The organism is Bradyrhizobium sp. AZCC 1577 (assembly GCF_036924575.1).
Taxonomy (GTDB): Bacteria; Pseudomonadota; Alphaproteobacteria; order Rhizobiales; family Xanthobacteraceae; genus Bradyrhizobium.
Window position 1 is genome coordinate 2,789,067 of record NZ_JAZHRQ010000001.1, and the last position, 11,603, is coordinate 2,800,669.

The window sequence follows — 11,603 nt, forward strand, 5'->3', positions numbered from 1 at the left end:
TGTTTTCAAGGATTGAATTCTGTGCCGCCGCCCCATGAGACGCGGCGGATAGCCAGGCGGAATAAGCCGCCGCTGTCAGGCCAGATGACACGCGACGAAATGCCCGTCGCTGCCTTGCTTCAGTTCGGGCGCGCTTTCCCGACAGCGCGGCTCGGCGATCGGGCAGCGGGTGTGGAAGTGGCAGCCGCGCGGCGGGTTCATCGGGCTGGGTACGTCGCCCTGCAGTCGGATCCGCTTGCGCTTCACCTTCGGGTCCGGCACCGGCACGGCGGAAAGCAGCGCCTGCGTGTAGGGATGCCGGGGATTGCGGTAGAGGTCGCTCGCGTCAGCCAACTCGACGATACGGCCGAGGTACATCACCGCGACGCGGTCGGAAATGTGCTCGACCACGGAGAGATCGTGGGCGACGAACAGATAGGTGAGCTTGAGCTCGGCCTGCAGGTCTTCCAACAGATTGATCACCTGCGCCTGAATGGAGACGTCGAGCGCGGAAACCGGCTCGTCGCAGACGATGAACTTGGGTTCCACCGCAAGTGCGCGCGCAATCACGATGCGCTGGCGCTGGCCGCCGGAAAATTCGTGCGGGTAGCGGCGCATGTGCTCGGCCTTCAGCCCGACCTTGACGAGCAGGCTCGCCACGCGGTCATCCCGCTCGCTTGCCGAGGAAGCGAGCGCGTGGATGGTGAAGGTTTCGCCGAGAATCGCGCCGACCGTCATGCGCGGATTGAGCGAGGCAAAGGGGTCCTGGAAGACGATCTGCATGTTGCGCCGCATGGCGCGCAGGTCGCCGCCGGAAAGGCCTCGCACGTCGCGCCCATCGAAGACGATCTCGCCTTCGCTGGGTTCGACCAGGCGCAGCACGCAGCGCGCGGTGGTGGACTTGCCGCAGCCGGACTCGCCGACCAACCCGAGCGTTTCGCCGCGATTGACTGCAAACGACACGCCGTCCACCGCATGCACGCGCCCGACCTCGCGCGAAAGGAATCCGCCCTTGACGGGAAAGTGCTTTTTCAGATCGGTGACGCGCAGCAGGGGTTCGCTCATGCCGTCTCTCCGCGCACGTCTTCGAGGTGACACGCCATGCGATGGCCCGGTGCGACCTCGCGCAGCACCGGTTCCTGTTCGGCGCAACGACCAAAGGCGTAGCGGCAGCGCGGCGCGAAGCGGCAGCCGGGTGCGGGATTGATCAGGTTCGGCACCGTGCCGCCGATCGCTTCCAGCCGGGTCTTGCGCGCGGCAGCAAGGTCGATGCGCGGGATCGAGCGGATCAGGCCTTGCGTGTAGGGATGGCGCGGGCTTTCGAACAGGCTGTCGACATCGGCTTCTTCGACCACCTTGCCGGCATACATGACGACGACCCGCTGCGCGGTTTCGGCCACCACGCCCATGGCGTGGGTGATCAGCATCACCGCCATGCCGAAGCGTTCCTTCATGTCCTGCAACAAGTCGAGAATTTGCGCCTGGATGGTCACGTCGAGCGCGGTGGTCGGCTCGTCGGCGATGACAAGCTTGGGCTTGCAGGCCAGCGCCATCGCGATCATGACGCGCTGGCGCATGCCGCCCGAGAACTGATGCGGGTAATCATGGACACGGGCTTCCGCGTTGGGGATCTGTACCAGCTTGAACATCTCGACCGTGCGGGCGAGTGCGTCCTTGTTAGAGAGGCCCTCGTGGCGGCGCAGGCTCTCGGCAACCTGTTCGCCGACAGTCAGCACCGGGTTGAGCGAGGTCATCGGCTCCTGGAAGATGAAGCCGATATCCTTGGCGCGGATGTTATCCAGTTCGCTGCTGGTGAGCGGCACCAGGTCGCGGCCCTCGAACAGGATCTGGCCCTGGACGATGCGGCCGGGCGGCATTGCGATCAGTTTCAGGACCGACATCGCGGTGACGGTCTTGCCGCAGCCGGACTCGCCGACCACGCAGAGCGTCTCGCCCTTGTTGAGCGTGATGTCGACGCCGTCGACCGCCCTCAGCATGCCGTCGTCGGTGGCGAAGTGGGTTTTCAGGCCCTTGATTTCGAGCAATGGGGCCATCAGATCACCCGCCTCGCATCGAGCGCATCGCGCATGCCATCGCCGATGAAATTGATGGCCACGACCGCGATGAAGATGGCGCCGCCCGGAAACAACGCCCAATGCGGACCGATGTCGAGATAATCCTTGGCGTCGAACAATAGCCGCCCCCAGGTCGGGGTATCCGGCGGAAAGCCGAGGCCGAGAAACGACAGCGTCGATTCGGCGATGATCGCGGCGGCGACGTCGATGGTGCCGGCGATGATCACGGGGCCGACTGCGTTAGGCAGGATGTGCCGCACCACCTGCCGCAACGGGCTGGCGCCGAGCGCGCGCGCGGCTTCGACGAATTCCTTCTCGCGCAAGGAGAGGAACTGAGCGCGCACCAGCCGCGCGACCGGCATCCAGCGCAGGCCGCCGATGACGAGCACGATCAGGATGAAGATGCCGCCCTCGGGCCCGAACACGGATTTGAGCCCGTCGCGGAACAGATAGATCAGAAGCAGCAGCAGCGGCAGTTGCGGTAGCGAGAGGAACAGGTCGGTCAGCCACATCAGCGCGTGCCCGAGCGCCCCGCGCGACATGCCGGCGAGCGCACCGATCAGCGTACCGACGAGGACGGCGACCGCCATGGCGGCAAGCCCAACCGCGAGCGAGATACGTCCACCATAGATCATGCGGGCGAGGATATCCTGTCCGAGATCATCGGTGCCGAAGGGATGGGCGAGCGAGGGGCCCTCAAGGCGCGCATTGAAATCGATGTCGTTGATGCTGACGCGCCAGACGAAGGGACCGAATACCACCGCTGCGATCAGGACAAGCAGCAGGAACGCGCTGACCACGGCGAGCTTGTGGCGGCGATAGCGCCGCCAAGTCTCGCGCCAGGGCGACCAGGCCGGCCGCCGCTCAGCGGAAGGAGATGCGAGGGTCAAGCCAGCCATAGAGGACATCCGCGATCAAGTTGAAGAGCACCACAAGACAGGCGAAGACGAAGGTCACGGCCATCACAACCGGCGTGTCGTTGGAGAGGATGGAGGAAATCAGCAGTGAGCCGATCCCCGGAATCCGGAATATCTGCTCGGTGACAATGGCGCCGCCGAACACGGCGGGCATCTGCAGCGCGACCAGGGTGACGACCGGAATCATCGCGTTGCGCATCGCGTGCTTGACGATCACTCTCGATTGCCCGAGGCCCTTGGCGCGGGCGGTGGTGACGTAGTCAAGGCGGATCACGTCCAGCATGGCCGAACGCACGAAGCGCGTCATCGAAGCTGCCTGGAACAGGCCGAGCACCATCACCGGCATGATGGCCTGGCGGATATGCTCGAAAAGCCAGCGTATCCCGGTCGCCTTGATGTCGCTGGAATAGACAAAGGGTAGCCAGTCCAGCGTGATCGAGAAGACCAGGATGAATAGCAGCCCCGTGAAGAAAGTCGGCAGCGAGAAGCCGATGAAGGCAAATGTGTTGGCAATCTGATCGAAGATCGAATAGGGCCTGGTCGCGGCGAACACGCCCACGGGAATCGCGATCAGCAGCGCCAGTATTTGCGCCGAGCCAATCACGTAAAGCGTGGTCGGCAGGCGCTGCAGGATCAGCGTGTCGACATTCATCCGGCTGACAAAGGAAAAGCCCCAGTCGCCTTGCGCCATCGCCGCGAGCCAGCGTAGGTAGCGGACGTAGATCGGATCGTCGAGGCCGAACTTGGCCCGAAGCGCCGCCCCGACTTCGGGCGGCACGTTCGGATTGGTCGCCAGTTCACTGAAGGGATCGCCGGGCGCGAGCGCCAGCACGATGAACAGAACGAGCGAAATGCCGAGCAGGCTCGGCACGGCGATCATGAGACGACGCAGCACATACTGGCTCATGAGGGAAAAATCCCTTCGCGATCAGCCCGTCGCCTCCCGATACCAGTCGAACAGATTGTCGGTCTCGTTGGCCCAGCCGCTGATCACCGGGCGGAGCGTGTTGGCGGCAGCTTCCACTTTCAGGCGGTGCATCACCGGGATGAACACGATGTCCTGCATCATGATGTCGTTGGCCTTGATGTAGAGAGCGGCGCGCTTCACCATGTCGGTCTCGGCCTCGGCGGCGTCGATCGTCGCGTCATATTCCTTGTTGACCCAGCGCGGGAAGTTCACGCCCTGCCACTTGTTCTCCTTGGTGGCGACATTGCGCGAATGATAGCGGCGCATGTGCTGGGCCGGATCCGGCTGGCTCATCGGGATCTGGAACATCTCGAGGTCAGCATAGAACTTGGCGTAGGTGTCGGGGTTGGCGACGTCGGAGGAGAAGAACACCGAGGCGACCACCGATTTCAGCTCGACGTCGATGCCGGCCTTCTGACAGGCCTGCTTGACGATCGCCTGGGTCTTCTGGCGCGGGCCGTTGATCGCGGTCTGGTAAAGAAGCTTCAGCTTCTTGCCGTCCTTCTCGCGAATGCCGTCCGCGCCGACTTTCCAGCCCGCGTCCTCCAGCAGCTTGGACGCCTTCTCGATGCTGAATTCCCAGCTAGTGTTTTTGGAAACAAACTTCTCGGGGCCGTTGAGGAAATTGGGAGTGACGCGTCCGGCGCGGCCATAGATGACTTTCTTAACGGCCTCGCGGTCGACCAGCATCGAGAGTGCCTTGCGCACCGCGGGATCGGAGAGCAGCGGGTGCTTGGTCTTGATCGAGGAACGCTCGCCGTCGACCTCGGTATTGGGGTCGGTGAAGTTGAGGGCGATAAATTCGGTGTCGCCACCGACCGCATAGACGGTCTTGCCCTTGCCGCCCTTTTCCAGGCGCAGCAGGACGTCGTCTTCCACCTGGATGTTCCAGCCGAAATCATACTCGCCGGTCTGGATGACGGCGCGCGCAGCCGAGACCGCGTCGCCGCCGCCCTTCATCTCGACGGTGTCGAAGTGTGGGCGGTTCGGCATATGGTAGTCTGGATTGAGCACGCCGCGGATCACATCGCCCGGCTTGAACTCGACGAATTTGTAGGGACCGGTGCCGACGGGGGCGAGGTTGTTCGGCGCTTCGCGCGACTTGGCTCCCTTGTAGTCCGCGAACAGGTGTTTTGGGATGATGCAGTTGGGGGCGCCGACAAAGGCATCGGCCCAGAATGGCGTCGGCTTCTTGAAGAGGATGCGGACGGTGAGGTCGTCGACCTTCTCCACAGTGATGTCGCGATGAAAGCCGATGGTCACGGTGGCGGTGGCGGGATCGCGGGCGTATTCCCAGTTGAACACCACGTCATCGGCGGTGAAGGGTTTGCCGTCGTGCCATTTGACGCCGGGCTTGAGTTTCCAGATCACCGATTTGCCGTCGGCGGCGAGGCCACCGTTCTGCAGCGAGGGAATTTCGGCGGCCAGAACCAGCTTCATGTTGCCGTCCGGGTCCCAGCAGGCGAGCGGCTCATAGAACAGGCGCGAGCCGTCCTGGTCCTTGGTGCCGGTGGCAAAATGCGGATTGAGCAGGGTCGGTCCCTGCCACCAGAGCAGTTTCAGCGCGCCGCCGCCGCCGCGCTTGGTCGGCTTGTAGACGGAGGGGCCTTCGGCCATGGCCACGCCGCCAATGGCCAGAATCTGCGTCGCCATGGGTGCGGTGAGACCGAAAGCAAGCATACGCCGAACGAAGCCGCGGCGATCCATGCGCCCGTCCTTTACTTCGTCGATCATGGCTTTGAGTTCAGTGTCCAGCATCGTTGTCCCCGTCTGGTTTTCGTTTGGTTGTGGCCGGGCCCGCGGGCCGCGGCCGACGGAAGGTAGATTGCGCATCGTTTGAACGCAAACGGTTCAATGGTCGTCGTTTGGGCAAAAAGTCCTTGCACCGCACACGGCTTCGGCAATCCGGCCGTTTCTGTGCGCCAAATTTGTTCGCTTGGTCAGACCAGCGACATGTCCAGCGGCGGGGCCACGCTGTCCGGCAGCGGGCTGACATAGGGGGTGCGGGCGGTGCGCTTGTTCAGGTCAGCCTTGGCGGCGGCGATCAGGTCCGGTTCCGTCAGAGCCCTGACGCCCAGCGCCGCCATGGCCTTGGCGGCCTGCACCATGGCCTTGTGGGCGTGCGGGCTCTTGCCCTGCGCCACCACCTGCCAGGTGTGCAAGGGGGTGCCGATGGCAATGGTCGGGGCATGAACCTGGACGGTCGGCACGACCCAGCTCACGTCGCCGACATCGGTGGATCCGATCAGCGGGTTGCGCTTGGCGTCCAGCGGCACGATGAAATCGGCCAGTGGCCGGTCGGTCGGCTCCATGCCGATCGCATGGTAGACGGTAGCGATATCCTTCTCGGTCAGCGTCGAGCGGATTTTTTGCGCGAAATCCTTGTCAGCCTCGTCGAAATGCGGCGGGCCGAGTTCCTCCATGATGTCGTGAAGGGCCTGTTCGAGCGGGGTGTTGGGCAGCAAATTGGAGACGGCGGAAATGATCCGCATCTCCACACCCGTTTCGGTCATCAGCGCCGCGCCTTGCGCGATCTTGTGGACGCGCTCCACCAGTTCGTTCATGCCGGGCAGATCGCGGGCGCGGATCGAATAGCGCACGCGGGCATGGGCCTGCACCACGTTGGGGGCGATGCCGCCGGTGTCGAGCAGGGCATAGTGAACACGCGCGTCGCTCGGCATGTGTTCGCGCATGTAGTTAACGCCGACATTCATCAGTTCGACCGCATCCAGCGCGCTGCGGCCGAGATGCGGCGAGGCCGCGGCATGCGAGGTGCGCCCGGTGAAGATGAAGTCGGCGCGGGTGTTGGCGAGCGAGGGCGTCACCACGACTTCCCAGAAACTGTGGGGATGCCAGGTGATCGCGATATCGGCGTCGTCGAAGGCGCCCGATCGCACCATGAAGGTTTTCGCCGCTCCGCCTTCCTCCGCGGGGCAGCCGTAATAGCGCACGCGCCCCGGCACCTTGTGCTCGGCGAGCCAATCCTTCACGGCCGTGGCCGCGAGCAGGGCGGCGGAGCCGAGCAGATTGTGGCCGCAACCATGGCCATGGCCGCCGGCCTGCAGCGGCCGCGGTTCCGCCACTCCAGCCTCCTGGCTGAGACCGGGCAGGGCGTCATATTCGCCAAGGAAGGCGATCACGGGTCCGCCTTTGCCCCATTCGCCCATCAGGGCGGTAGGAATGCCTGCGACCTGCTCCGTGATGCGGAAACCCTGATGACGCAGCTCGGCGAGATGTTCGGCGCAAGAACGCGTCTCGGTGTAGCAGATCTCGGGCATCGCCCAGACCCGGTTGCTCAAGTCTATGAAGCGCGGCTTGATGGTGTCGACGCCACGCCAGATGCTACTGCGGTTATCCATCTTCCAATTCCTGACTTAGAGGCGATGTGAGCAATTGTTACCAGCTTCGCGAGATAACGCCCAGCGCAGGGCAGGTATCCGCCATGCTCGTCACACCTTAAAGACGTGCGGCCTGAACAGCCGGCCCTTCTCCACCACCAGCACCACCGCGAGCGCGGCCAGCGTGCAGAGCAGAAAGCCGGTCGCGAACGGCACCAGCGTCCCGTCGTAATCCTGGCCGATGGTGGCGCCGATGCCGATGCCGAGCAGGGTGGTGATCGAGCCGTACAGCGACGCGGCGGTGCCGGCGATATGGCCCTGCGGCTCCATGGCGAGCGCGGTGAAATTGGCGATCATCAACCCGAACGCAAACATCATGGATACCGAGAGCACCATGAACAGCGGCAACGGCAGCATCTGCATTTTCGCCGCGACCAGCATGGTTGCGGCGATGACCACGAAGCCTAGCAGAGCAGCGTGGGAGATCACACGCATGCCGAGGCGGCCGACGAGGCGGGAATTAACGAAGCCGGCGATGGCGGTTCCGACCGCGACGCCGGCAAACGCAAGCGGAAAATAATATCCGAGCTTGTAGATCTCGGTGAACACCTGCTGCGACGTAAACACGAACGCGAACAGCGAACCCAATATGCCGCCGGCGACCAGCGCATAACCCAGCGTCTGGCGATTGGTCAGCGTCTGGCGGAACGCGTCAAGCACCTCGCCGACGGCGAGCGACCTGCGCTTTTCGACCGGCAGCGTCTCGGGCATGCGCAGCGCGCTCCAGATCAGCGCCACCACGCCATACAGCATCAGCACGATGAAGATGCCGCGCCATTGCGTCAGCAGCAGCACGGCCTGGCCGAAGGCCGGGGCGACCACGGGCACCGCGATGAACATCATCATCGCCAGCGACATCACGCTGGCCATGCGCCGGCCGGCATAGCAGTCGCGCACGATCGATGTCGCGATCACGCGGGTTGCCGAGGTGCAGAGGCCTTGCAGTGCGCGAGCCAGCAGCAGCGTTTCGAAAGAGGGGGCGGCAATCGCGAGCAGGCTGGCGATGCAATAGACGGCCATGCCCCCGAGCAGGACCGGCCGCCGGCCGAACCGGTCGGATAAGGGGCCCATCACGAACTGCCCGACGCCGAAGCCGACCAGAAAGACCGACAGCACCATCTGCGGCCGGTTGGCCGAGGTGATGTGGAAGGCGGACGCGATGTCCGGCAGCGCCGGCAGCATCATGTCCATCGCAAGCGGATTCAGCGCCATGATCGACGCGATCACGATCACAAATTCGCGGAAGCCCATTGGGCGGTGGCCTGAAGCGGCCAAGGCATCGGCACTGGTATCGGACAACGAAAAATCCTCTTGAGGGCGGCACCTTATGGATTCTGGTGCGATGCACAATCGGCGTTTTCGAATGGCAGACCATCGGCGGCCGGCCGAACGCACATCGATCGGGCAGACTGCCGTGCTGACCTATTCGCCGGCGAGTGCCTCATTGCACCGTTTGGCAAACGCCATGAGATAGGCACCCATCTCGGCGGAAAGCCGCGCGGTGGGTTGCACATTCTGTGTGCTCATGTTCAGCGCATAGACCGGCAGACCCTTGACGACAATCGGTGTCGCGACCGCGAGAACGCCGCGCTGCCACGACACGGCGCAATACCCATCGCGCTTGACCGACCGGATCGATCGTTGCACCTCGGCGAGCAAGCTTTGCGTTGCCCCGGCACTGCGCCGCTTGAAGGTCGCGAACAGACGGGCTCTTTCCTGTTCAGTGATGCCCGCCAGATAGGCGCGCCCGAGCGAGGTCAACTCCATCGGCACCTGCTGTCCCGCAACGACGTTGCGTAGCGCCACGCGCGGGTCGAAGCGCACTGATTCCAGATAGACCATCATCGAGCGGTCCGCGGTGGCCAGTCCTACATTTATCCTTCGCCGCATGGATTCGGCACGCATCATCCGGCCCAAGGCGTTGAGCACCGGCGAGCTCACGCGCATCGCATGCCCGAAGCTGATCACCGCTGCGGCGAGCCGGTAGGCGCGTTCGCTGCGAACGTCGTCCAGCATGCCCGATTGCACAAGCGTGCGCGTGAGCCGGCTGACCGTTGCGCGGGGAATTCCGGTTCGTTCCGCGATCTCTCCATTTCCGAGAACATCGATGCCCTGGCGGAATGCGCGCAGGATCTCGATGCCCCTTTGCAACGAACGATTGCCGCCCGCAGCTCTCATGGCGCGCCGCCTCCCTCGGCTTGTCCAAGGGATAGGCGAGATCGCCGGCGGGAAGCAAGCGGCCGGCCCATGCCGTCACCTTGGCAGCGTCGGCACCTGTTCCGCCAATTCCACTAGATGGAAATGGCCTCGGGCGCTGCAGAATTGCCCGTGCTAGCTGCAGGAGCGCGGCCCGGAAAGAAGCCGCCGTGACAGACGCATTTTCCAAATGCCCGAAAACAGCCCAAGGGAGGCACGCATGCCAAAGCGCAAGGCCATCTGTCCTTCAAGAACCGCGGCGCGCCGGCGCCTGCCGATCATTGTTGCCGCCCTGTCGTTGATGGCGGCGCTGGCCGGCACCCCGGTCCGGGCCGAATACCCGGCCAAGGTCATCAAGATCGTCGTTCCCTTCTCCTCCGGCGGCGGCACCGACATCATCGCGCGAACGCTGGCACAGGAGATCTCGACGGATTTGGGTAAGCCGGTCATCATCGAGAACAAGCCGGGCGCCGGCACCGTCATCGGGACCCAGCTTGTCGCGACCAGCGAGCCCGATGGCTACACGCTGCTACTGGCAAGCTTCGCCCATGCGGTCAATCCGAGTCTGAACAACAAGCTTCCGTTTGATCCGCACAAGGATTTCGCGGCGGTCTCGCTGATCGCGCGATCGCTCAATATCGTCGTCGTCAATCCAGCATCGAAGATCAAATCGGTCGCCGACTTGATCGCGGAAGCCAGGGCCAACCCTGCAAAACTCAACTACGGTACGTTCGGCACGGGGACTTCGGCCCATCTGGCGGGCGAACTGTTCAAATCGATGGCCAATGTGAACCTGACCACGGTGTCTTACCGGGGCGCCGCGCCGGCGATCACCGATCTTTTGGGCGGCCAGATCGATGTCATCTTCACCACGGTGGCAAGCGCCGCCTCGCTCATCGGAGGCGGGCAATTGCGAGCATTGGCCGTCACTACCGCGGAACGTTCGTCTGCATTTCCCGATTTGCCGACGGTCGCCGAGGCCGGGGTGCCAGGCTACGCCGCGGAGAGCTGGTACGGATTGTACGCGCCGGCGAAGACGCCTGCGCCGATCATCGAGCGTCTGAACAAGGCCGTCGCAAAGGCGGTTCAATCCTCGGCTTTCAAGCGCCTCGAAACCAATGAGGGCCTGATCATGGTCGGCGGCGCCCCCGAAGAGCTCGACCGCTATGTGCGGGACGAGGAAGCGCGATGGGGCAAGCTGATCAAGGACGCGAACATCAAGGTGGAGTAGTCCGCAACGTCGCCAGGACATCCATGAGATCCATCATCCGGTGAGAGGTAACGATGACTAGCCTGGTCGAGTATTCAGTTGAGGATTCCGTCGCCATCGTGCGATTGAACAGGCCGGATGTGCGCAACGCCATCAACGATGAGATGCGTGCCCAGTTCATCGCCGCGTTCGACCGCGCCGGTAACGACGAGGCGGTGCGGGCAGTGGTCCTCACCGGCAATGGAAAATCGTTCTGTTCGGGCGGCGATATTTCCGGCATGCGCGATCGGCTGCAGGCGCCGGCCGGAAAGGTGGCGTTCAACGGCTGGCGCAGACAGCAGCAGACTCACCGCAGTGTCGCGGCACTCCACGGCATGGGGAAGGTGACGGTTGCGGCGGTGAACGGCGCCGCCGCGGGTCTCGGATGCGATCTCGCGCTCGCCTGCGATTTCATCGTGGCTTCGGAAGATGCGGCGTTCAGCATGAGCTTCGTTCGTCGCGGACTGGTCTCCGATGGCGGAGGCATGTACTTCCTGCCGCGCCGGATCGGGCTGTCCCGCGCCAAGGAGATGATCTTCACCGGCCGTCCCGTGGGTTCGGCCGAAGCCATCGCGATTGGCCTCGCAGATCGCGTGCGTCCGGCCGGGACGCTCGTGCATGATGCGGCCGCATGGGCGCGCGATCTCAGCAAGGGTTCTCTTGCAGCCATCGCTCTGACCAAGGGGATCATGGACCGCACGTTTGAAACGGCGGAAGAGCAGGTCTTTGCATTGGGACGCGAGGCCCAGGCGATCTGCTACACGACTGCCGAGCACCGGGAATCGGTGGCGGTATTCCTCGACAAATCCGGGCGCTAGGAGG

Annotated in this window: 10 protein-coding genes and 1 pseudogene; 2 read left to right on the plus strand and 9 right to left on the minus strand. The window is 63.8% G+C overall.

Features of this window, described 5'->3' with window-relative positions; genetic code table 11:
* Positions 1–75: 75 nt before the first annotated feature.
* From V1278_RS13000 to V1278_RS13040, 9 genes and pseudogenes are all read right to left on the minus strand, one after another.
* Positions 76–1,044: an ABC transporter ATP-binding protein gene (locus V1278_RS13000; RefSeq protein WP_334381001.1), complete on the minus strand. Its 969-nt coding sequence runs from the start codon at positions 1,042–1,044 to the stop codon at positions 76–78.
* Positions 1,041–2,033 carry an ABC transporter ATP-binding protein gene (locus V1278_RS13005; RefSeq protein WP_334381002.1) on the minus strand — a complete coding sequence of 331 codons (993 nt, stop codon included), beginning with the start codon at positions 2,031–2,033 and terminating at the stop codon, positions 1,041–1,043. The genes V1278_RS13000 and V1278_RS13005 overlap by 4 nt, the downstream gene beginning before the upstream one ends.
* Complete coding sequence (locus V1278_RS13010; protein ID WP_334364248.1) at positions 2,033–2,953, minus strand: ABC transporter permease; 921 nt, start codon at positions 2,951–2,953, stop codon at positions 2,033–2,035. Before V1278_RS13010 ends, V1278_RS13005 begins: the two co-directional genes overlap by 1 nt.
* Positions 2,919–3,878 (minus strand): ABC transporter permease, encoded by a 960-nt coding sequence (locus V1278_RS13015; RefSeq protein WP_334364247.1) that lies wholly within the window; start codon positions 3,876–3,878, stop codon positions 2,919–2,921. The genes V1278_RS13010 and V1278_RS13015 overlap by 35 nt, the downstream gene beginning before the upstream one ends.
* A 21-nt stretch (positions 3,879–3,899) precedes the next feature.
* The gene (locus tag V1278_RS13020; protein WP_334381003.1) at positions 3,900–5,696 is read right to left on the minus strand and encodes a peptide ABC transporter substrate-binding protein; all 1,797 of its coding nucleotides are present in this window, start codon (positions 5,694–5,696) and stop codon (positions 3,900–3,902) included.
* Between the two features lie 182 nt (positions 5,697–5,878).
* The gene (locus V1278_RS13025; RefSeq protein ID WP_334381004.1) at positions 5,879–7,297 is read right to left on the minus strand and encodes a M20 family metallopeptidase; all 1,419 of its coding nucleotides are present in this window, start codon (positions 7,295–7,297) and stop codon (positions 5,879–5,881) included.
* A 90-nt stretch (positions 7,298–7,387) separates the two neighbouring features.
* A complete protein-coding gene (locus V1278_RS13030; RefSeq protein ID WP_334381005.1) occupies positions 7,388–8,635 on the minus strand; it encodes a multidrug effflux MFS transporter in 1,248 nt (415 codons plus the stop codon).
* Positions 8,636–8,758: 123 nt separating this feature from the next.
* Complete coding sequence (locus V1278_RS13035; protein ID WP_334384168.1) at positions 8,759–9,352, minus strand: IclR family transcriptional regulator domain-containing protein; 594 nt, start codon at positions 9,350–9,352, stop codon at positions 8,759–8,761.
* Between the two features lie 6 nt (positions 9,353–9,358).
* Positions 9,359–9,514: pseudogene (locus V1278_RS13040) on the minus strand (helix-turn-helix domain-containing protein); the annotation flags it as partial.
* 238 nt (positions 9,515–9,752) lie between these two features.
* Between V1278_RS13040 and V1278_RS13045 the strand changes: the two are divergent.
* On the plus strand, positions 9,753–10,763 hold the full coding sequence (locus V1278_RS13045) for a tripartite tricarboxylate transporter substrate binding protein (RefSeq protein WP_334381006.1): 1,011 nt from the start codon (positions 9,753–9,755) through the stop codon (positions 10,761–10,763).
* A gap of 53 nt (positions 10,764–10,816) precedes the next feature.
* Positions 10,817–11,599, plus strand: a complete 783-nt coding sequence (locus V1278_RS13050; protein ID WP_334381007.1) for an enoyl-CoA hydratase/isomerase family protein — start codon at positions 10,817–10,819, stop codon at positions 11,597–11,599.
* Positions 11,600–11,603 lie beyond the last annotated feature (4 nt).